Annotated in this window: 37 protein-coding genes; 3 read left to right on the top strand and 34 right to left on the bottom strand. The window is 69.0% G+C overall.

Annotated features, from left to right (window positions below):
• From AB0J64_RS52535 to AB0J64_RS52515, 5 genes are all read right to left on the bottom strand, one after another.
• Positions 1–264, bottom strand: a 264-nt coding sequence (locus tag AB0J64_RS52535) for a hypothetical protein (protein WP_364045304.1), incomplete at its 3' end; no start/stop codon positions are given.
• Positions 265–438: 174 nt separating this feature from the next.
• The gene (locus AB0J64_RS52530; protein WP_364045302.1) at positions 439–792 is read right to left on the bottom strand and encodes a hypothetical protein; all 354 of its coding nucleotides are present in this window, start codon (positions 790–792) and stop codon (positions 439–441) included.
• A gap of 2 nt (positions 793–794) precedes the next feature.
• The gene (locus tag AB0J64_RS52525) at positions 795–1328 is read right to left on the bottom strand and encodes a hypothetical protein (protein ID WP_364045301.1); all 534 of its coding nucleotides are present in this window, start codon (positions 1326–1328) and stop codon (positions 795–797) included.
• A gap of 310 nt (positions 1329–1638) precedes the next feature.
• The gene (locus tag AB0J64_RS52520; RefSeq protein ID WP_364045299.1) at positions 1639–2340 is read right to left on the bottom strand and encodes a hypothetical protein; all 702 of its coding nucleotides are present in this window, start codon (positions 2338–2340) and stop codon (positions 1639–1641) included.
• Positions 2337–3437, bottom strand: coding sequence for a hypothetical protein (locus AB0J64_RS52515; RefSeq protein ID WP_364045297.1), 1101 nt, complete (start codon positions 3435–3437; stop codon positions 2337–2339). Before AB0J64_RS52515 ends, AB0J64_RS52520 begins: the two co-directional genes overlap by 4 nt.
• 98 nt (positions 3438–3535) lie before the next feature.
• Here AB0J64_RS52515 and AB0J64_RS52510 point away from each other — a divergent pair, with 98 nt between their 5' ends.
• The gene (locus AB0J64_RS52510; RefSeq protein WP_364045295.1) at positions 3536–3697 is read left to right on the top strand and encodes a hypothetical protein; all 162 of its coding nucleotides are present in this window, start codon (positions 3536–3538) and stop codon (positions 3695–3697) included.
• 204 nt (positions 3698–3901) lie between these two features.
• Here AB0J64_RS52510 and AB0J64_RS52505 read toward each other — a convergent pair whose 3' ends face one another.
• The 11 genes from AB0J64_RS52505 to AB0J64_RS52455 all read right to left on the bottom strand — a co-directional run bounded on the left by AB0J64_RS52505 (position 3902) and on the right by AB0J64_RS52455 (position 10194).
• Positions 3902–4153, bottom strand: a complete 252-nt coding sequence (locus AB0J64_RS52505; protein ID WP_364045293.1) for a hypothetical protein — start codon at positions 4151–4153, stop codon at positions 3902–3904.
• Complete coding sequence (locus AB0J64_RS52500; protein ID WP_364045291.1) at positions 4150–4362, bottom strand: hypothetical protein; 213 nt, start codon at positions 4360–4362, stop codon at positions 4150–4152. Before AB0J64_RS52500 ends, AB0J64_RS52505 begins: the two co-directional genes overlap by 4 nt.
• A 124-nt stretch (positions 4363–4486) precedes the next feature.
• Complete coding sequence (locus AB0J64_RS52495; RefSeq protein WP_364045289.1) at positions 4487–4765, bottom strand: hypothetical protein; 279 nt, start codon at positions 4763–4765, stop codon at positions 4487–4489.
• Positions 4766–4839: 74 nt separating this feature from the next.
• Positions 4840–5721, bottom strand: a complete 882-nt coding sequence (locus AB0J64_RS52490; protein WP_364045288.1) for a hypothetical protein — start codon at positions 5719–5721, stop codon at positions 4840–4842.
• Positions 5722–5727: 6 nt separating this feature from the next.
• Entirely contained in the window at positions 5728–5943 is a 216-nt protein-coding gene (locus tag AB0J64_RS52485) for a hypothetical protein (RefSeq protein WP_364045286.1), read from the bottom strand.
• A 325-nt stretch (positions 5944–6268) separates the two neighbouring features.
• Entirely contained in the window at positions 6269–6814 is a 546-nt protein-coding gene (locus AB0J64_RS52480; protein WP_364045284.1) for a hypothetical protein, read from the bottom strand.
• Positions 6807–7295 carry a hypothetical protein gene (locus AB0J64_RS52475; protein ID WP_364045282.1) on the bottom strand — a complete coding sequence of 163 codons (489 nt, stop codon included), beginning with the start codon at positions 7293–7295 and terminating at the stop codon, positions 6807–6809. Before AB0J64_RS52475 ends, AB0J64_RS52480 begins: the two co-directional genes overlap by 8 nt.
• On the bottom strand, positions 7292–7579 hold the full coding sequence (locus AB0J64_RS52470) for a hypothetical protein (protein WP_364045280.1): 288 nt from the start codon (positions 7577–7579) through the stop codon (positions 7292–7294). Before AB0J64_RS52470 ends, AB0J64_RS52475 begins: the two co-directional genes overlap by 4 nt.
• 254 nt (positions 7580–7833) lie before the next feature.
• Positions 7834–8682 (bottom strand): hypothetical protein, encoded by an 849-nt coding sequence (locus AB0J64_RS52465; protein ID WP_364045278.1) that lies wholly within the window; start codon positions 8680–8682, stop codon positions 7834–7836.
• A gap of 162 nt (positions 8683–8844) precedes the next feature.
• Positions 8845–9756 carry a hypothetical protein gene (locus AB0J64_RS52460; protein WP_364045276.1) on the bottom strand — a complete coding sequence of 304 codons (912 nt, stop codon included), beginning with the start codon at positions 9754–9756 and terminating at the stop codon, positions 8845–8847.
• 78 nt (positions 9757–9834) lie between these two features.
• Positions 9835–10194, bottom strand: a complete 360-nt coding sequence (locus AB0J64_RS52455; RefSeq protein ID WP_364045274.1) for a hypothetical protein — start codon at positions 10192–10194, stop codon at positions 9835–9837.
• A gap of 266 nt (positions 10195–10460) precedes the next feature.
• Here AB0J64_RS52455 and AB0J64_RS52450 point away from each other — a divergent pair.
• A protein-coding gene (locus AB0J64_RS52450) for an IS5 family transposase (protein WP_364045306.1) occupies positions 10461–11338 on the top strand; the annotation gives its coding sequence in 2 pieces (ribosomal slippage) (positions 10461–10854 and positions 10854–11338; 879 coding nt in all).
• A 20-nt stretch (positions 11339–11358) separates the two neighbouring features.
• On the opposite strand, the gene AB0J64_RS52445 is transcribed toward AB0J64_RS52450, so the two are convergent.
• From AB0J64_RS52445 to AB0J64_RS52400, 10 genes are all read right to left on the bottom strand, one after another.
• Positions 11359–11796 (bottom strand): hypothetical protein, encoded by a 438-nt coding sequence (locus tag AB0J64_RS52445; protein WP_364045272.1) that lies wholly within the window; start codon positions 11794–11796, stop codon positions 11359–11361.
• Complete coding sequence (locus tag AB0J64_RS52440; protein WP_364045270.1) at positions 11793–12545, bottom strand: hypothetical protein; 753 nt, start codon at positions 12543–12545, stop codon at positions 11793–11795. The genes AB0J64_RS52445 and AB0J64_RS52440 overlap by 4 nt, the downstream gene beginning before the upstream one ends.
• Before the next feature lie 7 nt (positions 12546–12552).
• Positions 12553–12942 carry a hypothetical protein gene (locus AB0J64_RS52435; RefSeq protein ID WP_364045268.1) on the bottom strand — a complete coding sequence of 130 codons (390 nt, stop codon included), beginning with the start codon at positions 12940–12942 and terminating at the stop codon, positions 12553–12555.
• Positions 12943–13080: 138 nt separating this feature from the next.
• Positions 13081–13245: a hypothetical protein gene (locus AB0J64_RS52430; RefSeq protein WP_364045266.1), complete on the bottom strand. Its 165-nt coding sequence runs from the start codon at positions 13243–13245 to the stop codon at positions 13081–13083.
• Positions 13246–13330: 85 nt separating this feature from the next.
• The gene (dprA, locus tag AB0J64_RS52425) at positions 13331–14245 is read right to left on the bottom strand and encodes a DNA-processing protein DprA (protein WP_364045264.1); all 915 of its coding nucleotides are present in this window, start codon (positions 14243–14245) and stop codon (positions 13331–13333) included.
• A gap of 386 nt (positions 14246–14631) precedes the next feature.
• The gene (locus tag AB0J64_RS52420) at positions 14632–15060 is read right to left on the bottom strand and encodes a hypothetical protein (RefSeq protein ID WP_364045262.1); all 429 of its coding nucleotides are present in this window, start codon (positions 15058–15060) and stop codon (positions 14632–14634) included.
• Entirely contained in the window at positions 15044–15379 is a 336-nt protein-coding gene (locus tag AB0J64_RS52415; RefSeq protein WP_364045261.1) for a hypothetical protein, read from the bottom strand. Before AB0J64_RS52415 ends, AB0J64_RS52420 begins: the two co-directional genes overlap by 17 nt.
• A gap of 98 nt (positions 15380–15477) precedes the next feature.
• Positions 15478–16197 carry a GntR family transcriptional regulator gene (locus AB0J64_RS52410; protein WP_364045259.1) on the bottom strand — a complete coding sequence of 240 codons (720 nt, stop codon included), beginning with the start codon at positions 16195–16197 and terminating at the stop codon, positions 15478–15480.
• Between the two features lie 188 nt (positions 16198–16385).
• Positions 16386–17915: a YifB family Mg chelatase-like AAA ATPase gene (locus tag AB0J64_RS52405; protein WP_364045257.1), complete on the bottom strand. Its 1530-nt coding sequence runs from the start codon at positions 17913–17915 to the stop codon at positions 16386–16388.
• Positions 17916–18041: 126 nt separating this feature from the next.
• A complete protein-coding gene (locus AB0J64_RS52400) occupies positions 18042–18665 on the bottom strand; it encodes a hypothetical protein (RefSeq protein ID WP_364045255.1) in 624 nt (207 codons plus the stop codon).
• A 127-nt stretch (positions 18666–18792) separates the two neighbouring features.
• Here AB0J64_RS52400 and AB0J64_RS52395 point away from each other — a divergent pair, with 127 nt between their 5' ends.
• Positions 18793–19212: a hypothetical protein gene (locus AB0J64_RS52395; protein ID WP_364045253.1), complete on the top strand. Its 420-nt coding sequence runs from the start codon at positions 18793–18795 to the stop codon at positions 19210–19212.
• Positions 19213–19293: 81 nt separating this feature from the next.
• Here AB0J64_RS52395 and AB0J64_RS52390 read toward each other — a convergent pair whose 3' ends face one another.
• The 8 genes from AB0J64_RS52390 to AB0J64_RS52355 all read right to left on the bottom strand — a co-directional run.
• Positions 19294–20460: a hypothetical protein gene (locus AB0J64_RS52390; protein WP_364045251.1), complete on the bottom strand. Its 1167-nt coding sequence runs from the start codon at positions 20458–20460 to the stop codon at positions 19294–19296.
• A gap of 470 nt (positions 20461–20930) precedes the next feature.
• Entirely contained in the window at positions 20931–21215 is a 285-nt protein-coding gene (locus tag AB0J64_RS52385; RefSeq protein ID WP_364045249.1) for a hypothetical protein, read from the bottom strand.
• Positions 21212–21829: a hypothetical protein gene (locus AB0J64_RS52380; RefSeq protein WP_364045247.1), complete on the bottom strand. Its 618-nt coding sequence runs from the start codon at positions 21827–21829 to the stop codon at positions 21212–21214. The genes AB0J64_RS52385 and AB0J64_RS52380 overlap by 4 nt, the downstream gene beginning before the upstream one ends.
• Positions 21826–22149, bottom strand: a complete 324-nt coding sequence (locus tag AB0J64_RS52375; protein ID WP_364045245.1) for a DUF6011 domain-containing protein — start codon at positions 22147–22149, stop codon at positions 21826–21828. The genes AB0J64_RS52380 and AB0J64_RS52375 overlap by 4 nt, the downstream gene beginning before the upstream one ends.
• Before the next feature lie 180 nt (positions 22150–22329).
• Positions 22330–22944, bottom strand: coding sequence for a hypothetical protein (locus tag AB0J64_RS52370; protein WP_364045243.1), 615 nt, complete (start codon positions 22942–22944; stop codon positions 22330–22332).
• Positions 22945–23061: 117 nt separating this feature from the next.
• A complete protein-coding gene (locus AB0J64_RS52365; protein WP_364045241.1) occupies positions 23062–23676 on the bottom strand; it encodes a hypothetical protein in 615 nt (204 codons plus the stop codon).
• Entirely contained in the window at positions 23673–23849 is a 177-nt protein-coding gene (locus AB0J64_RS52360) for a hypothetical protein (protein ID WP_364045239.1), read from the bottom strand. The genes AB0J64_RS52365 and AB0J64_RS52360 overlap by 4 nt, the downstream gene beginning before the upstream one ends.
• A gap of 156 nt (positions 23850–24005) precedes the next feature.
• A partial coding sequence (locus tag AB0J64_RS52355) for a bifunctional DNA primase/polymerase (RefSeq protein WP_364045237.1) occupies positions 24006–24496 on the bottom strand: 491 nt, incomplete at its 5' end.

The following is a 24496-nucleotide window of genomic DNA, read 5'->3' as shown; positions in this document are numbered from 1 at the left end:
GAGCAGGTCGGAGAGCTTGCGGGTCCGCTCGCCGATGACGTGCCGTTCCTCGTCGTAGTTGTCGAGCAGGCCATCCGCCACGTCGTGCAGCATCGGCCACGCCTCACGGCGCGCCGCCTCCTGCGCGACGGTTTCAGCCGCACGCCGGGCAGCCTCGGCCCTGTGCTGGTCAAGCTGGTCGCGTTCGGCTGGGGTGACGGGCTCGCCAATCAGGTCGCGCTCCCGCGCTTTCACAGCCTCGGCGCTGCTGTCATGCTGATCCATCGGGTTCTCCTCCAAGATGTTCTGCTGGTGCATATTGCGGATGGCCGGATGGTGAGACGCCCGTGTTCGGGCTAGTTGGATGTCGTCGGAGAACAGAGCGGTGGTCGTGGTCAGCCGTGCCGCATCGACCGACGCTCGAGTCTGCGGCTTCGAGCGAGTCGACGACGCTTTGTGTCAGTTCGACGACGGTCGTGGGGAGATGCCTTCGCATGGCGGCGCCTCGCCAGCTTCTGCAGGAGCATCGCGGCCTCGCCAGGCATCGCGGGTTTGGCGCTCCGCCAAGAGCTCGGCGTAGGGGCGCCAGTTGTCGATCGGCTCTCCGGCGTACCAGCGGCTTTCCTGGTCCCACAAGCGCGCGTAGCTGCTCGTGAGCAGGTGGGCCTCGGCGTCGCGCTTGCGGTCGTAGCGTCCGCCGATGACGACGCCGCCGGCCGTGGCGTGGGTCCAGTGCCGGGTACCGGCCCGCACGACCTTCCATGTGGTGGGCGGGTGGGCGGCATGCTCATCGGGGGTGGCGAACAGCGACATGGTCAGGCTCCGTTCCAGGCGCGGCTGATCTGGTCGAGGATCCAGCCGTAGTCGGTGGTGTGGTAGCGCTTTTGGGTGTCGCGCGGCAGGGTTCTCCAGGCATCGGGGTGGACCCAGTGCGGCAGCTGAATGCGGGCCACGGCGAGGCGCGTGCCAGGGGCGATGCCAGGGAAGCCGTCGCCGGTGGCGATGTGCTTCTCCAGCTCGATCGGGTAGACGAGGCCGTGCCAGTCGTCGCCGAACACGGCCTTGTGACGGCGGTCCTCGCCCAGGGTGTCGCTGATGCTCTGGGCGGCGCGCACGGCCAGCCCGGCGAAGTCGGTGGCGGTCGTTACGGCGCTGGAGTAGAGCTTGAGCATGGGCGAGCGGACCAGGACGACGCCACGCTCTGCGTTGGCGTAGTCATAGAACGGCGGCGTGACGTCGGCCAGCACGTGCGGCCAGTCGCGCGGCCCGAGGACGCTACCGGTCCTGCCGAGGCCGTTGTTGCGGAGGGCGGTGTCGAGGGCTTCGTGGCCATAGACGATGAGTCCCATGGTTCATGCCTCCTGGCGGTGGCTGTAGCGTCAGAGTTGTCCGGTAGCGGCGTCGGTTTGTAGCAGCCGCCGGTAGGGCGTCGAACAGGCCGGTGGATGCCTTGGTGGAGTCGATGCCGTTGACGGCTCCGTCCGAGCTGGCACCAAGCGCGCCGAGGCTTTCGAATGCGGCGTTGAACCGGTCCAGGTCAGCCTGGAGCGCGTTCACCGATCGGCCTGGAGGAGGCTGTAGAGGGTGCGGGGCGCTGTCGTCCTTGGCGAGCAGGCCGAGCTCGGCGCGCCAGTTGAGCGTGTTCGTGGGGACAGGGCGTCAGGAGATGCGCTCGATGTGTGCCCAGATCACATCGTCGACAGAATCGGGGTCGAAGCCGCGCTCGGCACCGTGGTAGGTGACGTTGTACGTCCCAGGCGTGACGTCCACTACGGTGTCGGACCAGTCGAGTGTGGAGGGGTCGCCGCCGCGCTTTTGCCAGTCCGAGTAGTCCGCCAGGGAGAAGGCCCACAGATCCGTGCAGATGTTCGCCAGGTCGGCGCTGTCGGGGAACCTCGGGTGAACGTCCTCGGTGTAGCTGGGGGTAGCGATGACGTACGTGCCCTCGCCGGTGGGATAGAGGCCCAGGTGGCAGTTGAGGGTCGAGCCGAAAGCGCAGCCGAGTTTCTCCATCGCCTCAGCCGCCTGGGCCTTGCCGAGGGCGGTGTTAAGGCTGGCCATGCCGGTGCGGTCGAAGTCATAAACAGGGCGCAGATCATCGGAGACGAGGAGTCTGCCAGATGGCACCGGCAGCGTGATCGTAACGGAGAGACCATCCGGAAAGGGGCAGGGGTCCTGCACGAGAACGGCGTCCGCGGTGATCTGGAGCGTGGGCCAGTGGTCGCAGACGGCGCAGTTGAACATGAGGTCCGTAACGAACGGGGACCCATTGTCGAGGGGCGTGTACACCGTGACCTCGTCATTGCCCTGAAGTGAAAACAGGTGTCCGTTTGCCTTCAAGGGCAGCGACTGGATGCTCATGCGGTGCGTCCTTCCTCCGTTGATGAGGCCTGCTCAGCGTGGATGGATGCGGCTGGGCCCCCGCCGAAGGACTCGGCGCCGCAAGCGAAGTCCTCGCCGTGCCAGCCGTAGATGACCGGTTCGGCGGGTGGGGTGGTCGCCTCCAATTCGGCGATCAGATTGCGAATGTCTCGCGCGAGCGTGCCTGCCGGCACGCGGGCGGCGACCCGCCACAGAACGGCGTCTTGGATGGTGCGCTCACCGCTTGCGAGGCGGGAGGAGTAGAAGCGGTTCCGGTTGCCCCACGCCACCGGGATAATCCGGGGCGCTGCCATCTGCCACGGCCTCGCCCCGAAGTTCGCGCGCGCCCACTGCACGCCCTGGAGCCGGAAGGCGGCGACCACATCAGCCAGGAGCTGCCGATAGAGAGGCCGCTCCGCGGGCGGAGCGATGTTCGCCGCGGCCACGAGCGGGCTGAAGCACTCCGTCCACCCGGCGATGGTGTCGTCGCCCGGCTTCGACCACGACCAGTGGCTGCCGGCGAGCCGGGCAGCGCACAGCTTCACATGACCCGCCGCGTGGAGGGAGTCATCGGAGTCGATGACGCGCTGCATCGCCGACAGAGACCAGGAGAACGCGCGCTCACCCATCACCTCACGGCTGGCCACGGCGGTGTCACGCCCTACGAGAGCTGCCTTGAAGCGGGCCTCCACCTTGGCAGGGTCGAGCAGGGCCGTGGCGGGGCAGGCGTGGCCGGCGGGGATCGCTCCGGCAAGGGAACGCGCTACACCGGCGGGACCTTTGGTGGCGACGCAGGCGGTGGCCGTGCAGCCGCACCGGTAGGTGGTGAGGGTGACGGCGTAGCCGCGGCCGGCGAGGGCGGCGGCGTGGCTGGTGATGGTGCGGAGAGCGGCGTCGGTCTTGGCGACCGCGGCCGCTCCGGAGGGCCTGGTGGCGCGGACGGCGAGGTCGCGACGGCGGATTCCGAGACCGGTGAGGACCTGAGCGAGGGCTGCGGAGTCAGGCTGGTGCGTCAGGGGGAACTCCAGTGGCGTTGGGAAGGAGCCTGGCGTGGTCGCGGCTGGGGGCGTGGCGCTCGCATCGGGGTCCTTCGGCATAGGGCGTGGTCGGGGTTCGGCCGCATGGGCCGGGTCCGCTCATGCATGGCCCGTACAGGCGAGAAGACGGCTGGCCCGTCCGCTCACGGTGGCGGGAGGTGAGGGTCTCTTCGAGCGCGGCCGGGTACTCGGCGCTGGGCCTGTATGGGCCGCCGGTCCGCTCGGGGCAGCGGCAGCCGGGTGTCGCGCACGAGCCGGAAGCGGTCACCCACACGGTGTCGGTGCGGGCCGCCCACACTCCTGCTGACCAGGAGGTGTGACGGCGACCGCGAGTGTGGCCCCCGTTGGGGTGGCCGCACCGTCCGCACCAGCGGGCCAGCTCGGTTGTCGAGGGCATGCGTGGCCATCGCGACGAGAAGATGGTCATCGGCGGCGGTTCGGCGGCGCGGCGGGGCCGCGAACGGTCAGGAGAACGTTCATGTCACCAAGCGCTTCCAGCTAGGGGTGGGGGTGTGCCTGGCGGGTCAGAAGTTCGGGGGCGGGTAGGTGCGGGCGCGAAAGTTCCTGAGCTCCATCTCCACCACCCGCATGCTCGGGTGCTCGCTGAGCTGCTGGACTGAGAGGTCGTGCAGGTAAGCGACAAATGCTTGGTGTCGTTCGAGTTCGAGGCGGTTGATATGGGCGGCTCGATCGCGTGTGCGGACACAGATGATGGCGATGGCGAGGGCGGCGATAGCCAAGAGGGCCGCCGAGGCCAGGAGCACCGGGCCTGTCATCCGACGTTCCTGGACGTGTGCGGTTCGACCTCGGCGATGTTCGGTGGGGCCGACGGCGGCGGAACGCACACGCGGCCCTTCGCGCGCACAGTGATGATGTCCGTGCGCGTGGGGCTGTGAGAGATGCCTGCGATGATCAAGGCGATGGCGGCGCCTGCCGCTGCGATCAGCAGGGCCGCACGGGGCAGGTCGTCGGGCGAGCGGCTCATGGGCGAGGTTCTCTCCAGGTCGTTGGCTAGTCCCCGCGGCCGGCGGGAGAAGGTGATCCCTGGCAGGTGAGGTGCCGTTCACACTGGGTGGGGGGTCGCGGAGGCATCTGGCCTGCGCTCATCGCTACGGGAGCACGGTGAAGCTGTGCCGCCGGACGTGCCGGATAACTGCTCCGTCCGCGCGCACCAGCACATAGCGCGGCTCGGCGTGAACGCGGTAGAGGGAGTAGTGAAGGGTCGCGGCTTCATCGCATGACGCGCAGAGGTCGGTCTCGTCCTGGCCGCAGGTGCTCTCGACCACGAAGTCGCCATGCATCGCGGTGAGGGAACCGTGATACCGGACGGTGCCGGCGAGGTATACGGGGTCGTCCGGGTCGTTAAGCGGAGCAAGGCGCAGCGGCACTGGAAGATCTCCCTGAAAGCAGCAAGAAGCAAACGAGCGGAGCACGAGCGGGACGTGTCGTCCGTGCCCGGGATTTAGGGGGCGGGCGTCGAGGCGCGAAGCGCAGGAGTGTTTCCGTGGACGGCTGTGGCCAGATCGCGGTCGACGATGTCGCGGTGCCAGGCCAGCGCCCAACGCGGGCAATAGCTGCAGCTTCGGTGCGTGCACTGTGGGAAGCCGCCGGGGTTGCGGCGCGCGTTGAGCGACCAGGCTTGGGAGTCGGCGGACACGAGGTGGTGGCCGCTCATGGACAGGCCGGGGATGCCGAAGCCGTAGGCGTGCAGCCGGATGCCGTCTTCGGCCAGCTCCTTGATCAGGAAATGGATGGGGATGCTGGCCTGGCGGCGGCACACGCTGCCCAGGCCGACGAGAGGCTCCTCGCGCAGGTCGATGCCGGCGGCCGCGTACATGCGCCGGTGCCGGCGGTACTCGCCCGGGGTCCACCCTTGCAGCGAGGGCACGATCGGCAGCTCGGGCGCCAGCGAGCGCAGCAGCAGCAGATTCTCGGTTGTCAGGCGTTGATGCTCAAGCGTCGACAGGCCGGTGCTCGCCCGTATCTCGGCTTCGACCATGTAGTCCATCTGGGCTGCCCAGAGCAGCTGGCCGACCTCGGCGCGGTAGCGGCGGATGTCGTCGATGTAGCGTTGCGGCTCGATGCTCCACCGTGCTGGCGGGTCGGTGGGGGAGCGGCGGCGCAGGTGCATGTAGCCGCTGCTGTCCAGCGCCCACGGGCCTCGAGCGCGTGGCAGCGTGTGCTGGAGGCGGCGCATGCGGGAGTAGCTGACGAACAGGGGGATGTGTTCGTTGCCTTCCCAGACGCTGCCCTCGCGCCGCAGCCAGCTCGGCTCCGGCGCGCCGAGCAGGAAGACCGGCCGATGGCCGTCGTCGGCTCGCGGGTGTCCGGGCGGGGCGGCCACGTTGATCTACGCCCCGATCCGCTGCTCTTCCAGCATGTCGAGGTATTGGCGGTGTTCTTCGGCGCTCATGAGCGCCGCGGCACCGTGGGTGAAGGAGCCTCGTCCGGCGAAGAAGTCCTGCCGCTCACGCTCCCAGCGTCCGCAGGCCTCCATCCGGCGTGCGTGCACCGCCCAGGGCGCCCAGTAGCCGGGCGCTCCCTGCTCGTCGTATCCGTCCCACATGCCCAGATCCCTTCCGCTGTCCTGTCCCTGCCTGGCGCCGGGAGGTCGGGGTGCGGCGCCTGGGTCCAGGCAGCGGCGGATACTGCGGAGGGCGTCAAGGCCACGGGTTTCGGCCTTGACGCCTGCAGCGGTTCCGCCGCACAACCCAGGAAGGCGCCGCACCCGACCGCCTTGCGTCCCGCTTCGTGCGTCGGCTGGCGCGGCGCGGTTGACGCCGGTGAAGGCTGTGGGTCGTTGCCAAGGTGGGGTTGGTCGCTTCGGGGGTGGGCGCAGGGGTGAGCGTCCGCTGCTCGGGCTTGAGCGCGGCCGTGGTTCGGCTGTGCTGTCAGAACAGAGCCTGCTGAGGGTTGAGCTGTCCGGCGATGGTGTCGGCGAACGTACGCGTGCAGCCGGGGCAGGCGTCGGAGTGCTTGACCTTCTGCCGGGTGGAGTCGAGCCTGATGTAGCCGATCAGGTCGCCCAGGAGCCCGTCGGCGCGAGCCGCGAAGTATGCCTCGCCGCGCGGATCGGGGAGCACCTTGAACGTCCAGCCGCACTCGCACACCCAGGTGGGGATGGAGCGTTCGTATTCTTCCTGCTTGCGGGTCAGGAAGTGATCGGCCAAGGTGCTGCCGGTGAGAGCTCCGGGGCAGAACTCGCATGCTCCTGCGTGGTAGAGCTCGGCCAGTTCGGCGAGCACCCAGGCAGGGAACTCGTCGCCGTCGGGGTCGAGGTAGCCGCGCATGGTCAGGTAGTTGGCGGCATCCTCCACTGCGGCGCCGACCGCCGTCAGTCCGCCGTGAGCGTCGACCAGGCCGGGCGGGAGTTCGAGGACTGGTGCGGGACAGTGGTCTTCGTGTAGTCGCCCGCAACCGTCGCACAGGTCAGCCACTGCGTGGTCCCGGGACGTGCTCCTTGTGGATGAAGCCGCGGGCTATGTCCCAGCAGGCGACCGGGTAGGTGCCGGTACCGATCGGCCGACGCACCGGGGAGTCGGTGAAGATCTGCGTGACCTCCTCTCCGCCGGTGAGGAGAAGGTGGGCGCGGGCGACTGCGGTGACGGTGACGCCTTCCCATCGGACAGCGTCCTTGCCTGCCATCGTGAGGGTGAGTCCGACGAACCGTTCGGGATGACGTTCGATCTCCCAGCCAGTGAAGCGAGGCTGGTGCTCGGCTTCCCACGCGCGTTGCGCGTCGAACAGCCGCCGGTGTTCCGTCACCTCATCCGGGGTGGCGTTCTCCTCCCAGACCCGCCGGTCCAGGTGTTGGTAGCGGGCCATCAAGGCGCGTGCGGCCGGGGATGGCGTGGGGGTTCGGCTCTCGGCCGTCAGTGCGGCGAGTTCGCCGTCGCTGCCGTCGAACGGTTCGCTCATGAGCGGCGCTCGGCGCGAAAGCCGAGAAGGTAAGGGTCGAACGTCCAGGTCCTGTCGCCCGCGCGGGCGGTCACTTCGGTCGGCATGGCGGCCGGCAGGCTCTGGCCCGGTTCGAGCTCGTAGGTGACGTGGATGGTGAACGTCAGGCCGGTGTTGTTACGCAGCTCGCCCCGAATCAGGGCGGCGATCTGGCCGTCGTCGGCATAGGCCAGGGGCTTGTACTCGCCGATGATGCACTCGGTGCAGCCGCAGTCGGGCGGGTCGATGGCGGTAGGGCGGCTCACAGGGTCCTTTCCATGAGCGAAGGGGGTGGTGGCTGGTGTTGGCCGTGGAGTGGGGCCGCGGTGGGGACGCCTGGTCGTCGGCGGGCTTGGCCGGATCCGCGGGTGCCGGGGGGTGAGTGCATGTGGTGGCTGACCAGCTGTGGCCCCCACGACTCGCGAACGAGCTCGGGCGGTACGGCAGGGGCACGGCACCGGGCCGGGCCCGCCGCCGGTCCGTGGGGAATGAGCAGCGGCACGCCAGCGAGACCGGCTGGTTAGAACAGCGGGTCAGGCATGCCTGGCTTACCGGCCAGGATCGTGGCCTTGGCGGGCTCAGGGACAGCCGGTCGCGCAGGTTGTGAGGTGGGATGTCCGGCTTCGCTGAAGTCAGCCCGGACCAGTTCGACGCTGGGCCGTACGCCATGCCATTCGTCGAGGTAGTAGGTGGCGTCGATCGCGCTCGAACCGAGCTCGATGCCGGTCTGGCGGATGAACTGCTGCAGGCGAGAGGAGGTGTTGCTTTCGGTCCGCGGGACGCCGCTGTAGAGGTAGGGCGCCGAGGCCTGCGGGATGATGAAGACCCCCAGCCGCGCCAGGTGCGCGGCCAGGTCGATGACGTGGTATTCCATCAGGGGGCCGCGGTAGCGAGGGCTGGAGCGGCCGTTGAGTGCGGTGCCCCCGAACGGCGGGTTGGCCAGGGCGGTGTCGAAGCGGCCCAGGCCCATGGACAGCACATCGAATACATCGCCGCAGATCCAGGTGGCCTCAGGCAGCAGACGCCGGCCAACGGCGACGTAGTGCGGGTTCTTCTCGACGCACACGAGCTGCAGGGGCGGCTTGTCGCGATCCCAGTCGTTGTCGTAGCGGCAGGCAAAGCCCCAGCTCATGTGACCGATTCCGGCGCACAGGTCGATCACGCGGGGGCCGGATGCGTACAGCGCGAGGTCCTTGGCCATCTGCACGGGGGTGAAGAACGCGCTGTCGAGCGGATTGGTGACGGTCGAGGCTTCCTGCCAATGGGTGAGTACGAACTCGACCTCGTCGTATGACAGGGTGTGGGCGGAGTCGATCAGGTCGGTTGCTTCACGATGGCGGCGGGCTTGCTCCTTGGTGAGTTTGAGCATGCGAGTAGCGCTCCTCCCGGGGGTTGCGGTGCCGCGCGGCCCACGCCGAAGCGGCCAAAGAAGGTGCCCGTTCGCATCACGGGCCGACGATGCGACCCTCGAGGTTCTCCGGCAGGTCGGTCAGCAGCGTCTACAGAGCCACCACGCCGGTCTCTGCGTCGGTCACCCCGTCAGCTCCGCTGGTGCAGGGCCGGGCAACGAGCGGGGTAGCGCGTGGATACGCACCAGCAGATCGGTCAGTTCCTCGGGCGTCAGGCGAGCGACCACGTCGTCGGTGATCGGCGTCTGGTCGGTCACGTGGTAGTCGTCATCCGCCGATGCGGCGCTCTCCCAGGTGACAACGGCCAGTTCAACACTGGAGCGTTCGGTGGCGCGGACGATGGAAGCGCCAAGGCCGTTGGCGAAACGGTAGACGTGGTGGACTCGGCCGTCCGTGGCCGAGGCCAGCACGGGACGGAAGGGGTCGGCGAGGGAAGGCCCGCCAGCGTCGATGTGGTCAGGTGCTGTGGCGTACCGGCACAGGGCTGGCTCGCCGTGATGGCGGCCGGCGCAGGTGATGGTGCCGAGGCTGCGATCGTGGACGGTCAGCCGATGACGCACCTCGCCCTCCAGTCTGTCGATGCGTTCGCTGTGGAGAGCTTCGTGAAGGCTGTGCCGATCGATGGCCAGGGTGGGCATTACAGCGGCGTACACCTCGGGGAGGGCCTGGCGCAGCGCGCGCATGTAGGTGCCGGAGCCGGTGGCGTTCATCGGGTTGATCTTGCTGATGTCGCCGGCGACGGACATGATCTCGGCGCTGGTGCCGGGTCGGGTGTCCAGCCCGGCCGCGACCCGATCGAGAAGTTCACGGCAGTGCGCCCGGTAGGGGAGTTCCCAGCGCAGAAGCACCCTGGTCGCCTTGAGGATCGAGAAGCTGTGCCACAGGGTGTCAGCGGCCCACGGGTGGCGTTTCATGGCCAGCTGCACCTCGTCCTCTGCCCATTCGATCTGCTCAAAGACCGGGGTGAGGGACGCGGCGAGGAGGTCAAGGCGTGCCTCCGCTGGTACGGAGGAAAGCGGGATAAGTGACGGCATCGATCTCCTGGGATCCAGAGGGGAGCGCGCGCCCTACCACCCGGACCGAGGTCGTGGGGGTGCACGCGGCGTGGGGTGCTATCGGCGGCCAGTGGCGCAGGCAGGGTAGGAAGCGCCCTTCGGGCAGCTCTGGAAGACGGCCTCCGGAACGGGGATCTCGCGCGGAGTGGCCGTGCCGTACTGGACGGTGATGTCCCAGTCCGCAGGCGTGGCCTTGTCCTTCTTCCAGCCGCAGACGGTCGTGGCTCTGACCTTGCGGCATCCCCATTTCTTGGTGAAGCCCGGAGGGTCGTAGTCGGTGTCGATCACCACGCCGGTGGCAGGAGGCGCGGTAGGCGTCGTGGTGGCTGCACAGCCGGTGAGGGCGGCGCAGCCAGCGAGGATGCTCGTGATCAGGGCAATGGCTGTCGGAGCGGGAGCGGGCTTCAGGTCGAACACGTCAACGCCTTCCGAAAGAGGGGAAGTGGTCAAAGGGGTGAGGAGGTCTCGGCCCCTGGGTCGAGACGCTGTCGGCACGTGCCCGAGGCTGCTCGGGCACGTGCCGGTCGAAGCCGCCAGCCGCTGCTAGGGCGTGTTTCAGAAGTGGGTTGAAGGTCGGCGACCGCGCGAGTGTGTGTCGAAGATCGACAAAAGAAGAGGTCTCCGGTAGATGAGTCAACGACCAAGAAGACCATCTGCACGGAGACCTCGTGGACACCCTATCGGTGGCGGGGCGGGCCGATCTGACCGATGCGCAGTGGGCGGAGCTGGAGCCGTTGCTGCCCGTCGGTCGCAAGCCAGGACGCCCGCCGATCTGGACCAAACGGCAGCTCATTGACGGTATTCGGTGGCGTGTGCGGGTGGGTGCGCCATGGCGGGATGTTCCCGAACGGTACGGACGCTGGCAGACGATCTACGGGTTGTTCCGGCGCTGGCAGCGTGATGGCACTTGGCGGCGGATCTTGACCGCCTTACAGGCCCGGGCGGACGCAGCCGGGCTGATCGCCTGGGATGTGAGTGTCGATTCCACCGTATGCCGGGCGCACCAGCATGCTGCCGGGGCGCGGAAAAGGGGGATCTGCAGGTGGAGCCACCGGGCGGGGTGCAGATCGAACCGGACGATCATGGGCTGGGGCGCTCGCGCGGTGGGTTGTCCACCAAGCTGCATCTGGCGTGTGAGCAGGGCCGAAAGCCGCTGTCGATCGTGCTGACGGCCGGGCAGCGTGGTGACAGCCCGCAGTTCGCTGTGGTCTTGGACGGCATCCGGGTGCCGCGCCTGCGTGGTGGCCGGCCCCGTACCCGACCTGACCGGGTGCTGGCTGACAAGGCCTACAGTTCCCGCGCCAACCGCCGCCTCCTACGCCAGCGCGGGATCAAGGCGACCATCCCGATCAAGGTTGATCAGGCCGCCAGCCGGCGCAAGAAGGGGTCGAAGGGCGGGCGGCCACCGGTCTTCGACCCCGAGTCGTACGCCCAGCGTCACGCTGTGGAGTGCGGGATCAACCGGCTCAAAGGCCATCGGGCCGTGGCCACACGTTTCGACAAGCTCTCTGTGCGCTACGAAGCCACTATCCACATCGCCGCGATCAACGCATGGTTATGAACCCACTTCTGAAACACGCCCTAGGCGTAGGCGTTGACTCCCTGGCGGTGCTGGAAGGCGGGCGGCTCGGTGACCACCTGGCCGCAGGCGTTGTACTCCTGGGCGGCGGCCAGGCAGGCGTCTCGGACACGGCGCCGTTCGGGGCACCAGCCCTCTTCACGGACAACATCGGGACGTGCCTTGGGCCGGTGCAAGCGGCCGCTGCTCATGTAGGGGCGGGCCTCGGGGTGGGCGACCCACAGCTCCGCCTGCAGTTCGTCGAAGCGGTCCGGGTCCGGGTCGAGCTGGCCGATGCGGCAGGCGTTGTTGATACGCCACAAGATCTGGTCCTTGGTGGTACGCGACATCCAACCTCCGGGTTCGTCGTGGATGGGCTGCTCGAGCGTGGAATACAGCGTGAGGGGGATGCGCGCGAAGTTGGACAGGATCCAGTTCGGCCCGGAGAAGCGATCGATCATCGCTGCCTCGTGGCCGTGGCACGGCGGGAGGTTCTGACGGGCACACGGCTGAGGTCGGCGACGAGGGCTGAGGCGTTGTCCGCTCGCGAATTGGCATGGTCGATGGCGGCCGTGGTCAGGATGGTCGCTGCCTGCTCTGCAGGGCCCTGCAGGTAGGTGGCCAGGTCGAGTCCAGCGGCTTCCAGCGGCTCGTAGGCGCCGTCCGAGGCCAGCAGCAACCGGTCGTTCGGGCCGGGCAGCAGCAGCGTGTCGGTGCCGATGGCCGGATACTCGGTGAGCTGGCCGAGGTAGGAGGTGACGACATTGCGGGCGTTGGAGGCAGGCTCCCGCCCGTGATCGAGGGCGACCTGGCGCTGGTTGTGGTCCTTGGTCAGCCGCCGCAGCGGCTGCCCGGGGCTCAGCAGATAGGCGCGAGCGTCTCCGCACCAGGCCACCTGAAGGACATCGCCGTCGATGAGGGCGACGACGGCGACGGCCCCGACCTTGTCGCCACCGTCGGCGACAAGGCGGCGGCGGTCGGCCGCGGCGAGCGTGTGGGTGGCACGCAGCCCCTGTTCAGCGTCGGTACGCATTGCGGCTTCGCGCGCCAGGACCTCGGCGAACTGGCGGGTCCAGGCACGCACCGTGGGGGAGGAGCCGATGCCGTCGAGCAGGACGTAGGCGCGCGTAGAGCCGTTGGTCCAGGCGGCCGCGGCGTCGCACTGGTGGCTGCGGCTGCCGGTGAGCTGGGCGATGGCGTGATGGGGCACGTGGCTCCTATCGAGATCGCGGGGCGTGGATCAGGTCGTGCACGGCACTCAGGTGGACGTGGACCGCGGCGGCGAGGTCGGCGGCGGCGCCGTGCTCGGCGGCGAACCGCAGCCAGGCCGCGCTGGCCTGCAGGGGTGCGAACCTCGGGTCGGGGATATTGACGGCATCGGTGAAGCGGGCGCGGTAAGCGGCCAGTTCGTGCCAGACGACCTCGTCGTTCCAGCCGGCTGCGCGCCACCGTTGGGCGAGCCGGCGCCCGGCGGGAATGTCGGCTTCGCCGCGGTGCAGGATCGCCGCCCAGCTGGTGGTCATGCGCAGTTCGGTGCTGCTGGTGGGGGTGAGAAGGATCCATCGCAGCGTGTCGCGGGTGTGGCGGATCTGGCGGAGCAGGCTCATGGGAGGCGGTTCCTTCGCGTTCTGGGCTGCGGCGCGTATGCTCCTGCGTCCAGAGACGGTTGGGAGAGGGCCGGCCGGGGATGGTGGCGCGGACGGGGCGCGGGCTGGGGGCGCCGGGTGCCGGGTGCCGCAGTGCTGCTACTTGCTGGCCTTCTTGACCTGGCGCGCGAGCTTCTTGGCGTCGTAGGTGCGGCCGTCGGTTCCCCATCTCGGGATGGCCTTGCGGGATTCGGCGAGGGTGTAGATCACGTCCTCGCCGTACTTCGCGGTGGCCTGCTCGGCGGTGATCCGCTTGTTGCTCATGGGTGGCGCTTCCTTCGGGCAGCGGGGTAGGGCATGGCGAAGCCCTCGCCGAGTGGTTGACCCGGCGAGGGCATAGGAGCGGGGGTCAGGCCTGGAGAAGGCTGAGCAGGTGGAGAGGGTGGCGCACGGCGTGGGCGTTCCTGTCGACGAGCAGGTCGTTGCTTCCGTGTGATTGGGAGGAGGTCACGGGGCCTGGTACCGCTGCGAGGACCCGGTCGAGTTCACGGGCTCGGGTGGCGGTGTTCATGGTCCCGCTGCGCGTCGCGGCTTCGACCACGAGCGTGGCGAGCGAGGAGGCCACCAGCCGGTTACGGGCCAGAAACCGGGCTCGGCTCGGCTGGCTGCCGATCGGGTACTCGCTGACCACAGCGCCCCGCTGCTGGATCTGCTCTAGCAGGGCCCTGTTCGCCTGCGGGTAGGCGATGTCGACGCCGCAGGCCAGCACCGCGATGGTTGGCGCGTCGGTCAGCAGGGCGCCCTGGTGCGCGGCCGTGTCCACGCCGAGAGCGGCACCGGAGACGACGCTGAGTCCGGCCTCGCCGACCGCGGCGGCGAACTCGGTGGCGGCGTGCCGACCGTAGGAGGTCGCTGCCCGGGATCCGACGATCGCAACGGATCGGCTGAAGGCGCCCGCCAGTGGAGCCTTGCCCTGCACCCACAGCGCGTGCGGCGCCGACACACCCAGGTCGTTCAGTTCGGCGGGCCAGTCGGGGTCGCTGGGAGTCACCAGGTCGGCGCCCAGTTCATGCCCCGCCTGAAGGTCGGCTTCCGGGTTGGCCGTGACCAGCCGGGACCGCCACCGCCGGCAGGCCTTCGCCCAGCGTTCTTCGTCGCTGTCGTCGTGCATGGGCGGGGCGTACTGGACCAGGCTCGCGCTGCTGCGGAGCGCCTCGACAGCCCCGGCGGGGGTGAGCTGAGCGACCAGGTGGCCCAGGCGCCGGTCCTCGGGGTCGGCGATCCGCTGCAGGATGAGCGGGGCGAAAAGGTCCTGATCAGACAAAGGGCCTCCCTGGTTCGGGCGTTGTCGCCATCGACGGAAGGGCAGCCGGGTCGAACTCCGGCGCCTGGTTGTCGTGGACGGCGGATGCCTCGGAGTGGGTCAAGGCCGCGGTTTTGGGCCTTGACGCGCGCAGAGGTCTCCGCCGTAGACCCAGGGCGGGCGCCGGTGTTCGACCTGGGGGATCACAGGACTCTCGGGAAGTCATTCACCGACGTGCGCCCTGTCTGCGCTGGTGGCATGGGGTGAGGTGACTCACCTGCCTTCGGCGTACTCCACCTAAGACGGCGTCATGCGCACCAGGTCAGGCCACTGTCACGAGCTCGGCCTCGGTGTGCTGCAACAGCTCGGCCCGGCTGATCGTCACGACCACCTGGGCTAGCTGGTGATCACACCCATGCGTAGCCTCGGGCTGGGTTGTCCGGCGCGCAGGCGAACAGCACCCGGGCGGCCTGCCGTACGGGAACGCCGTCCGGGCCGGTGAAAGTCGCGGGCCGTTCGGGTGCCGGGTTGTAGGTCACCTGGGTCAGGCCATCCAGGACCACCGCCTCGGGCAGCGCTGTCACGGTGCCCAGCACCCATGCGTGCACAGTTCGATGACCCAGCCGGTGAGAGCGAGCCCGGCCCGCCTCGGACACTTTGAAGATGACGTCGGCGAGCTCGATGGCGGGCACGTTGGCGATCACCCGGCCTTTGTCCGGACCAGCCTGCGCGGTCACCGACCACAGGTGCGTGTGCAGGTTGAAGTGGACCTTGAGCCGGTGCCCGATCAGAATGTTGGGGTCGGCTGAAGCCTCGGCCTTACTCGGTACGCTCATGGCCAGCCCCGTCCGGCTCGGCGTGGCCGGGCGTAGTCCGCTGGTTGAGGTAGGTGCTCAGCCATTCGATCAGTGCGTCGACATCTCGTGTGGGAGAGGAGTACACGACTCCCACGAAGTGCTCGTCGTTGTCCTGGAGCGCGACGCTGAAGCCGCGGCAATCATCGAGGTCGCAGGTGAGGGGCCCGTCCTGGTCACCAACCGTGAGGGTACCGATCCCCTCGATGGGTACCACGATGAGGTGATCATCGGCTCCAGCCACGTGATCCAGCCAGATCGGGCCGCCTACGAGCTCGCCGATCCGGTCGAGCGCCTCCATCACCTTCGCAGGCCACGGGCATTTCGCTGAGGAGTTGACCATCCGCAGTCCTTCCGGGAAGAGGAGCCGGGGGTGGGGGAGTCCGCCCGGCGAAGCATTCAGCGGGGGTAGCGACTGCTACGCGAGGCCAGGGCCGCGATCCGCTCCAGGGTGACGTGCAGAGCGGTGATGGCCTCGAAGGGCTTGTCGTAGTCGATCGGCTGCTGGCATCGAGCGCTGGCGACCTCAGCGATGAGGGTCAGGATCTCGCCGTCGGCGTGCACGGCCCGGATGTTGAAGTTCTCCACCTTGGCCAGCTCAGCGGCCATGGTCTCGTCCTTGGGGAAGCCCATCCTGTGTGACTCCCTTCTGTCCGAGGTCGTTGGCGGCGTACGCAGGACCGTGAGCCCTGCCTTCGTCCCGCGTCCAGCGCGCCCGATCAGTCCTTCGTCAATCAGGAGGCTCTTGGCGGCTCGGACCACCTCGGTGTTGCTGTCGTAGTGCTCGATCAGTTCGCGCTCGGTCGGGAAGCGGTGGTGGAGGCGAAGCTCGCCGGAGGTGATCCGGGCCCGCAGATCGTCGGCGATCACGTGCGCGCTCGTCATGATGCGCTTGGTCTGGTAGGGGCGGTGCTGCAGGCCGAGCTGTTGGCACCGTCGGATGATCTCCTCGGCTGAGGCCGGCCAGATCTCGGCGAGGGCCTGGAGCACCGGTCCGGCCTCGGCGTAGGCGATGTGCAGTTCCCAGCGCGGCCCCTCGGCCGTCGGCGCACTGATCAGGAGGTTCGCGGGGCTGGGCGGAATGGCGTAGAAGTTGCTGCGCGGCAGGTCGGCGTCCATGTCATCGTTCCTTTCGGGGATGCGGGTCTCTGTGACCGGCGCGCTGGTGGTAACCGCAGGTCCGCTGTCCCTCACTGCAAGATCATTTGAGATTGGGCGAAGCGGGGAACATGCCTCGTTTCCGGCCCGGGTTAGCTTTCTCGGTGGAGCGGTCCCGCTCTGCCTGCCGTGAGCAGGTCAGGTCTCTGTCATGTCCTGACGTCGTCGCCGTGATGCAGAGCCAGCGCGGCGGCGACATCGTCGTGGTCCGGCGCTGGTTTTCCGGTGAGGTCGGCGAGCGTCCAAGCGATGCGCAGGATTTGGTCGGCTCCGCGGGCGCTGAGCGCGCCGCGGTCCGCCGATGCGGCGATCGGCTTCAGCGCCGCGTCGGGGAGGCGGAAGTCGGAGTGGAGAGCTGAGGCCGGGATCTCCGCGTTGGTCCGCCACGGCGTCGCGGCCAAGCGCTGGGCGGCGCGTCGCCGCGCGTGCAGCACCCGCTCGGCGACCGCCCGGCTGTTCTCGCGACGCTCGCGGCGGGCGGCGACGTTCTGGGAGCGGGGCGGAGTGAGGGCGACGGTGATGGCGATGCGGTCGCCGAGCGCTCCGGACAGCCGGGCCAGATAGCGGCGGCGAACCGCCGTCGAACACTGGCAGGAGTGTTCGATGCTGGCGGGGGCCGAGCAGGGGCATGGGGTGGCGGCCAGGACGAGGATGAATCGTGCCGGGAAAGTCAGGGTGCCGGCGGATCGGGCGATGGTGACCTGTCCGGCGTCCAGCGGCTGACGGAGCCCGTCCAGCACCGATCTTGGCAGTTCCGGAGCCTCGTCCAGATAGAGGATGCCGCGATGGGCCAGCGAGCAGACTCCCGGCCGGGCGACGGTGCGGCCGCCGCCGAAGATCGCCGCGGGCGAGGCGGTGTGGTGGGCGCTGATGAACGGTGGCCGGGTCATCAGCGGCGGGTGCGGCGGCAAGGTGCCGGCGATGGAGTGAAGCGCCGTCACCTCGTAGGCGTCCTGGGGGTCCAGGTCGGGCAGCAGGGCGGGCAGACGTTCGGCGAGCATCGTCGTCCCGCTGCCGTTCGGGCCGATCATGAGGAGGTGGTGGCCGCCTGCGGCACTGATCTCCAGCGCCTTGCGGGCCTGCGCCTGGCCGGCGATGTCGGCCAGGTCGACCTCGGTCCCGGACGGGGGTGCGACGGAGGCGGGGATGGGCGGCAGCTGCTGGCGGTCGTCGCGCAGCCAGGTCACCAGCTGCTGTAGGTCGTCGACGGGCACCACCTGGACGCCTGGGACGAGGGCGGCCTCGCTGGCGTTGGCGGTGGGCACGACCACCTCGGCGTCGCCGGTCGCGGCGGCACCGAGCACCGCCGGCAGCACGCCGCGGATAGGAATGATGCGGCCGTCGAGTCCCAGCTCGCCCAGGAAGAAGGTGGCGGCGATGCGGGCGGCCGGTATCACGCCCGTCGCGGCCAGGATGGCCACGGCGATGCTCAGGTCGAGATGGGTTCCGCGTTTGGGCAGGCTGGCGGGGTAGAGGCTGACCGTGGTGCGCTTCTTCGGCCACGGGAGTGAGCTGTTGATGGTGGCCGCTCGGACCCGGTCCTGGATCTCGGGCAGGTGCGTGTCGGGCAGCCCGATGAGATGGAATCGGGCCTGCCCGTGGCCGACGTCGGCCTCGACCTCGATGACGCGGCCGGTGGTGGCGATGAGGGTGACGGTGCGGGTGCGGACGACGGCCATCTAGGCTCCCTCGTCGGCGCGGCGAGGGATGAGCGGCTGGTTCAACAGGGGTTCTCCTTGGATGAAATGGGGCGCGCCGATGTCCGGCAGGGCCGCTTCTGGCGCGATCACGGCCTGGTCCGGGGCTCAGCCGGCGGCGGCTAGCACAGGGGTGAGGCGGGCTTGCGCGGCGCGCCGGATGAGGTCGAGCGCTCCGCGGGGCCCGTACTGCTGAGTCAGGTAGGCGATCTGGGTGCCGGTGCCGCCGTTGTTCGTCACCACCGCGGCGGCGCTGGCGGTCTCGTGCACGATCGCGTCAAGGGCGTCTTCCTGTACGCCGATGGAAGTGGCGTAGGCGGCGAGGCTGTCGGCGGCCGTGTCAATGGCTGCAGTCTCGATCAGGAGGTCGTTGCGGGTGGCCAGCAGGAGCTCCAGGGCCGCGCGGGCGGCATCGGATCCGCGAACTCCGGTGGCGATGACCGACCTGATGTGCAGCGGCCTGCTCGCCCACGCGGCATGAGGACTTACCTGGACGACGACGATGAAGACACCCTCGTCGTCTCCGACGACTTCCCAGATGTTGATGTCCATCAAGGCGGGGCATGCCAGCAGATCGCCAGGGTCGCGGTCCGCCAGGGCGCCCCGGGCGGCCGACAACACGCTGGCGATGTCGTCGACGGTCCTGACGGCGAAGTCCGCCGACACGGGGTGCTCGGCGATGATGGCGTTCCACTGGTCGTTCGTCAGGTCAAACAGGGTGATGTCGAACACGACGCTCCTTTTCTGGGTCCGGGGCAGGGTGCCTGGCCCAACCGTCAAAGGCGGAAGCAAGCCGGGAATGTCGGGAACTGCCGAAAGGTCTTCCCTCCTGCCCACTCGCGCCTTACCGTGATCTTTTATGGAAGTCAGCAAGCAAGTCAGAGAGTCGGATCTTGAAGGCCGGGCCCGTTCCATGCTGGAAGGCCGGATCGACGTTCTTCTTGAGCTCGACACCTTGGACAGCAAGGTCACCGAACTGGCGGGAAAGCTGGCCGAGACAGCGCGCGCCCGTGAGGAGTGCTACGCCAGAGCGACCAAGCAGGGATGGAGCGAGACGGATCTGCGCGCGCTGGGCATCCGGCAGGAGGTAGACCTTTCCGCTCCCGCGCCCTCGCGAGGGCGCCGAGCGGGCCGAGCTCGCCGCTCACCTGCCCAGCCGTCTGGCGAACCGACGACGTCGGCTTCGTCGCCGGGCAGCACCGCGCACTCACCGGCTGGCCACGCGCCGTCGCCGTCGGCCTCCGAGGAGACACCAGCCGTCGCGGGGAGGGCCTGGTAGGTCACCTTCCGCCATGGCGGTCCTGCTGCCGCCTGGACCGTCCGCCGGCGGAGCCGAGCAGCGGCTCTCGCGCGTGTGTGTTCAGAGCGCCAGGGCGAGCTGACGGGGTCCGACAAGGCCGGCTTGCCAGGCCTTGTCGAAGGTGGGGTGCGTCTTGTCATGGGCCAGTGCCGGCGCCGCGACCAGCGCCTGTTCGACGCACGGGAACATAGGGTTCCGCTCGCGAACCCACACACGGTGGTGGCGGCCGTCGCTGTCGAGACGGCGGCCGGCTAGGTGCGCGGCTCGTGCGATCTCGGCGACCATCTCAGCCCGGGTGCCGGTGACGAGACGCCGTAGAGAGCGACGGGTGGTGCCACGCGCCATCGCGTCCCCGCGCTTGGCGGAGAAGGCCCGTCGGACCTCGTAGATCGCCCACGGCAGCTCATCGAGGCGGTCTTCGAGCAGGGCCAGCAGGTCAGCTGAGCCGGGGGTGGAGGCAAGCAGGTGGTAGAGCTGTTTGCCGGCTAGGAGGCCCTGACGTGGGTTGACCGCCACCGACAGGTACTCCATGACGAGCGCGCCGACCGCCTGGTGGGGATTGCGCTGCAGCCGCAGCACCGTACGGTCCCGGCTGTCTTTCGCGTATCCGAAGGGGCAGCGGACGCAGCAGCTCTTGGACCAGTGCACACCGAGCACGGACAGGATGAACGCTTCGCACGCATCGCGGTCCCAGGACCAGTCCAGAAGAGGGTAGGTCGGCAGGCGATTGGGCAGGCCTTTGTCGCTGTCGCCTTGGATACGATCCAGCTCGTCGGCTTCGTAGCCCATGACGTGCACGAACGGTTCGTCCGTGCCGAGGTTGGCCGCGATCCACTGGTCGATGACCCAGCCCTTGAACTTGATCGAGTGAGCGCGGTTGCCCGATTGCGGCACGGTCGCGTTCTGCTCCATCTCATCGGCCAGGGTGTAAGGTCCGCCGGAGGTCAGGCACAGGATCGGCTCGCAGGTGTCGTCCAGGACGACGATGCCGTCGCGTTCGTATCGGCCGCCGCGGGCGACCTGCACGGTCCGGATGCGGTGCTCAGCCAGCAGCGGGTAGATGTGCTGTTCGACCAGGATGGCCGTATCGACGTGCTCGTCACCGGTTTGCGCGGTGATGACGATCAGGTCGTCCAGAGCGAATCCGCGGGTCTCGGGCTCAGTCAGCCATCGCAACAGGATGGCGGTGCTGTCGGCGCCGAGCCCGTAGGACAAAATGATCTTCATGGGTTCCTCGCAGTCGTCGCCGCGGCGAGAGCGCACGGGGCACGCAAGGGCGGTGCGGTGCGAAGCCGCCTCAGCCCGCAGGGCACCCCGGTGCCTGCCTGCGGGGGCGCGGGTGCGGGGCGCGGCGGAGATTGGGGGCGCGGCGTGCTTGCCCCTGCTTCGGTCGAGGTTCTTGGTGGGGAGTCCCTCGGCTCGCTGGGGTCGGCTGGACCCTTCGGGGGTGTGAGCGAGGGCCTGCCATGTGGCCTGGTGCCGTACGGCGAGCCGCCGCCGACCCTCCTCATCGGGGGATTGGCGCGTGGCCAGGTTGTCTAGCGCGAGCGTGGGCGGGGCGGCGACCAGGACGGGGATGGCCTCGGCGGCGGGCCAGTGGCCGAGAGCGTTCGTGGGGTGATGACCTCCTCCCGGGACGGAGGTCGGTGCCCGGTGTCATGCCGTCAGGTCGTGGGCGAAGCGGTGGCCGGGGAAGCTCATGGAGCGCCTGCAGCCATCCAGTCGTCGATCTCGTCGGCCGTTTCGCGTTCTGCCTGGGCGGTGTCTGCGAGAATGCTGGCCGCTTGGGCGAACCCCTGGTTGCTGATCAGGGATGTGTCCGCTCCTGTTGCGTGGCTGGCGCGCGCGGCTTCTGCCGCCTCGGACATGGCCTCGGCGTGGCGCCGGAGCGCGTTGGTGATCACATGCTGCCGCTGGGTGAGCAGATGGTGGGCGCGCTGGGCCTGGGCCAGCCATTCGGGGTCGACCTCGAGCAAGGTCATGACACCGCTCCCAGGTCGAAGGCTCGCGTGCATTCCTCTGCGATCAGGCGAGCCGTGTACTTCGGCCGAAGCCCGTCGAGAAGCACGGTCGGCGACGGCCAGTCGGGGTCGACGTCGCGGGTGAATCGCCACGCCACCTCGCCGGCGCTCTGGCTGAAGGTGTAGGTGCGGTGGTGATAGGCCTCCGCGTACGACTCGAACCCGGCGCGCACCACCTCGTTGAGCACCTCGCACACGGCAGTCAGTCGCAACCTCGGCACGTTCTCCAGGGTCAGCGTGTGATCGGCGAGGTAGGTGTAGGGGTGCTCGGCCGGGAGGGTCACCCCGATCCGGCCCTTGGCGGCCACGTCGTAGCGCGGCAATGCCACCTCGTGGGGCTCGCGCCACGGCACCAGTTCCGACCCGCGATCGTTGACGGTGCAGAACTCGTCGCCGACCTTGTAGCCCCGGCCGATCGGATTGAGCGAGTGGCTGGTGAGGGCGACCGTGAGCCACGGCAGGCCGTGCTGCGCGGGCTCGATCTTCGTGACCTCGACCTGGACGGCACGCCGCGAATGCTGGGGATTGAGCAGATATCCAACGAGGTCTCCGACCTTGACCTCACCGGGGATCATCGGGCGCCTCGCATCCTGCGCAGGTTGGCCAGGCACACGGGCCCGATGCCCTTCGCGACGGACTCGGGATCACTCAGCGCCCGCCCACAGCAGGCGCAGATGCCGTGCTTGTGACCGAACGCGGCGGCCTGCTCCTCGCTGATCACGTCGGATGAGGACAGATCCTCAACGCGAATGGGGGAGGGGCGGCGGCGCAGCTTGCCGCGCGAAACCTCCAGCCTCTTGATGGTGAGCGAACCGGCGAAGCGGCGGCTCTGCTTCACTTCGTATATCTGGCCGTTCTTGGTGTAGACGCCGGGTTCCACGGTGGTCGTGGGCATGCTTCTTCCTTCATTGGTCGGGTGTCAGGGGGTGACGACCCCGGAGGGGAGCGGGGCCGCCACGATGCAAGGGCGGCCGGTCCCTGCTGAAGGATCCCGGGGTCGTCTTCGAGGCCGGGCAGCCGGACAGTGCGGTTGCGGACCGTCACAAGGTTGTTGGCTGGGAGTGCCTCGGCTCGCTCAGGACGGGGTCGGCTGGGCCGCCCGGATCGGCAGAGGAGACTGATCCGGGCCCGTCTCGGGACGCGTGGTTGCGGCGAGGAGGTGTTCGGCGGCCGCCCAAGCGGCAGCACGCTGCTCGTCGGCGAAGTGCTCTGGGCAGATCTCGCCGGTGCGGCGGCAGTCGGGGCATCCGCTGCGATCGCGGTACTCCGCCACGGCCGCGCGCAGTCCGGCGATGACGACTTCCAGGAGAGTCTGAGGCAGCAGGAGGGGACGCAGTGGTCCGAGGACGGCGAGTGCGGAAGCCTCCGGCAGAGTGGGGGGCCGGTAGGTGGCGATCTCAGCGATGATCCAATCCGGCCATTCGTCCTGGGGGAGGTCGGTGCTCATCTGAGTGGCCTGGTGGTTCAGCCCAATGCCCTTGGAGGTGGCCGCCTCACCGGTGACCCGCCAGGTGGCCGCCCAGGCCCCGGTGGGCTGGAAGGTGTAGGTGAGGTGGAGCCGGCCCGGCAGGAGGCATGCGCGGAATCGGTCTCGCCGGACAAGGACCGGCTTGCCAAGGACCGGCTTCTTTACGGTGTAGATCAGTTCGCTGGTTGAGCTGGTCAGGACGGACGTAGTGGTCGAATGCACAAGGTCTCCATTCGGGTGACCGTGGAGGGAGGCTCAGGTCGGCGAAGCGCCGCACGCTGGGCGCGGTCATCGCGCACGGGACGAGACGGGTCCGAGGAGTGTCGGATGGCCCGCTGATCAGTGCTGCGCGAGGAGGGCGGGGCCGTCGGCCGTCTGCGTGGATAGGCCGGAGCAGATGTCGAGGCTCAGCGGCTGGCCCTGGTAGTGGCTGCGGAAGTAGCGGACGAAGGTTTTGACGCGGTCGTCGAGGCGGCCGAGTTCTCCGGTGAAGTACGGCGTCATGTCCTGGCCGTTGCGGCCGATGGCCGGATGTTCGGGGCCTTCCCACAGTCGTTCGCAGGCGAAGCGCACCCACGCAAGCCCCTGCCAGCAGGCTCGGGTGGTGCGGGGCCGTTCGCTCACGTCGTGGACGGTCACTGGACCGCGCGCGAAGTTGATGTAGAAGTCGGGGCCGAGCGTCCACAGGATGTCGGCCCAGCGTTTCTGCTCGCACCAGGTGGATTGCAGCCGCAGGAAGTGGGGATTGGCTACGTGCCCGGCGCACAGCTGGCCCCGGCTGAGGTTGAGGTAGTGGACACCTGCCTCGCGCATGGCACGTCGGCTGGTTCGATCGGGCTGGGTCAGCGTTCCCCGGGCAGCGGCGTCAGTGGCCAGGCCGGATGGCTCGCCTGGCGCGATCAGGCTGGCCTGCGTCGAACGGCTGGCCAGGCGGCGGAGGGCACGGCGGCTCATCCGTCGGAGAGGATCTTGCCGAAGATGTCGTCGATCACCTTGACGGCATCGTCCTCGGCCATCTCGTCGAGTCTTGCCAGAGGGGAGGTGTCGACGTCGGCGTCGGTGAGGCGCGCCAGCGTGGTGGCGATGCCGAGGACCTCCTCGGCGGTGATTTCAGGGGGAATGGACATGATCGTCTCCTGGTTGTCGCGCAACCCCTGCACGCCTGGCGTGCGGGGGTTGGCAAGGCGGCGCAGGCCGGGTGGGCCGGGCTGCGGTTCGGGCCGGCTGGCTGTTGGGTCCGTGCTGCGGCCGGCGCGGAGGGAGGTGTCCGCCGTCCGCGCGTTCTAGCGGTGATGGTCGGGCTGAAGCGGGTGGCGAAGGCCTGCGTTCATGCCGGAGCGGATGATGTTCGCGATCCGTCGGCTCTGCTGCGGCCGGGCGTGGGTGGCGGTCTGGCTCAGGGCGTGTTCGGCTTCGTCGTGGCGCAGGCGTCCGGCGGCGACGAGGCCTCCGGCGGTGTAGGCGGCCCGGTTGAGCTTGTCGGCGAAGCCGGTGCCGCTGGCGGCGGCGGCGCATCCGGCCACGTCAGCCAGGAGGGTGGACAGGGCCAGCAGCCCATCTGAGTCTGGCGTGTCCGCGCGTAGCGGGCGAAGGCCACTGGTGGGTGGAGGGTTGTCGCGGGGGCGGTGTCCGGTGCGGATCAGGTCGTGACGCAGCCAGGCCGGCAGGGCGGCGGGGCGGCGGGGCCGGCCCAGCAGGGTGTAGGGGCCGGCGCGGGTGGTGACGCCGGGCGCGATGATGTAGCCGCCGCTGGCGCGCACGTCCACTTGCCAGG

This window comes from Nonomuraea sp. NPDC049695 (assembly GCF_040674955.1).
GTDB lineage: Bacteria > Actinomycetota > Actinomycetes > Streptosporangiales > Streptosporangiaceae > Nonomuraea > Nonomuraea helvata.
Note: the sequence above shows the minus strand (reverse complement) of the source record. Positions and strands in the feature narration are given on the sequence as shown.

Coding starts and splice junctions, on each gene's coding strand:
- AB0J64_RS52530 (WP_364045302.1), bottom strand. CDS start 792: ATGTCGCTGTTCGCCACCCCCGATGAGCATGCCGCCCACCCGCCCACC.
- AB0J64_RS52525 (WP_364045301.1), bottom strand. CDS start 1,328: ATGGGACTCATCGTCTATGGCCACGAAGCCCTCGACACCGCCCTCCGC.
- AB0J64_RS52520 (WP_364045299.1), bottom strand. CDS start 2,340: ATGAGCATCCAGTCGCTGCCCTTGAAGGCAAACGGACACCTGTTTTCA.
- AB0J64_RS52515 (WP_364045297.1), bottom strand. CDS start 3,437: ATGCCGAAGGACCCCGATGCGAGCGCCACGCCCCCAGCCGCGACCACG.
- AB0J64_RS52505 (WP_364045293.1), bottom strand. CDS start 4,153: ATGACAGGCCCGGTGCTCCTGGCCTCGGCGGCCCTCTTGGCTATCGCC.
- AB0J64_RS52500 (WP_364045291.1), bottom strand. CDS start 4,362: ATGAGCCGCTCGCCCGACGACCTGCCCCGTGCGGCCCTGCTGATCGCA.
- AB0J64_RS52485 (WP_364045286.1), bottom strand. CDS start 5,943: ATGTGGGACGGATACGACGAGCAGGGAGCGCCCGGCTACTGGGCGCCC.
- AB0J64_RS52475 (WP_364045282.1), bottom strand. CDS start 7,295: ATGAGCGAACCGTTCGACGGCAGCGACGGCGAACTCGCCGCACTGACG.
- AB0J64_RS52465 (WP_364045278.1), bottom strand. CDS start 8,682: ATGCTCAAACTCACCAAGGAGCAAGCCCGCCGCCATCGTGAAGCAACC.
- AB0J64_RS52460 (WP_364045276.1), bottom strand. CDS start 9,756: ATGCCGTCACTTATCCCGCTTTCCTCCGTACCAGCGGAGGCACGCCTT.
- AB0J64_RS52445 (WP_364045272.1), bottom strand. CDS start 11,796: ATGATCGATCGCTTCTCCGGGCCGAACTGGATCCTGTCCAACTTCGCG.
- AB0J64_RS52435 (WP_364045268.1), bottom strand. CDS start 12,942: ATGAGCCTGCTCCGCCAGATCCGCCACACCCGCGACACGCTGCGATGG.
- AB0J64_RS52430 (WP_364045266.1), bottom strand. CDS start 13,245: ATGAGCAACAAGCGGATCACCGCCGAGCAGGCCACCGCGAAGTACGGC.
- AB0J64_RS52420 (WP_364045262.1), bottom strand. CDS start 15,060: ATGAGCGTACCGAGTAAGGCCGAGGCTTCAGCCGACCCCAACATTCTG.
- AB0J64_RS52415 (WP_364045261.1), bottom strand. CDS start 15,379: ATGGAGGCGCTCGACCGGATCGGCGAGCTCGTAGGCGGCCCGATCTGG.
- AB0J64_RS52410 (WP_364045259.1), bottom strand. CDS start 16,197: ATGGACGCCGACCTGCCGCGCAGCAACTTCTACGCCATTCCGCCCAGC.
- AB0J64_RS52405 (WP_364045257.1), bottom strand. CDS start 17,915: ATGGCCGTCGTCCGCACCCGCACCGTCACCCTCATCGCCACCACCGGC.
- AB0J64_RS52395 (WP_364045253.1), top strand. CDS start 18,793: ATGGAAGTCAGCAAGCAAGTCAGAGAGTCGGATCTTGAAGGCCGGGCC.
- AB0J64_RS52390 (WP_364045251.1), bottom strand. CDS start 20,460: ATGAAGATCATTTTGTCCTACGGGCTCGGCGCCGACAGCACCGCCATC.
- AB0J64_RS52385 (WP_364045249.1), bottom strand. CDS start 21,215: ATGACCTTGCTCGAGGTCGACCCCGAATGGCTGGCCCAGGCCCAGCGC.
- AB0J64_RS52380 (WP_364045247.1), bottom strand. CDS start 21,829: ATGATCCCCGGTGAGGTCAAGGTCGGAGACCTCGTTGGATATCTGCTC.
- AB0J64_RS52375 (WP_364045245.1), bottom strand. CDS start 22,149: ATGCCCACGACCACCGTGGAACCCGGCGTCTACACCAAGAACGGCCAG.
- AB0J64_RS52365 (WP_364045241.1), bottom strand. CDS start 23,676: ATGAGCCGCCGTGCCCTCCGCCGCCTGGCCAGCCGTTCGACGCAGGCC.
- AB0J64_RS52360 (WP_364045239.1), bottom strand. CDS start 23,849: ATGTCCATTCCCCCTGAAATCACCGCCGAGGAGGTCCTCGGCATCGCC.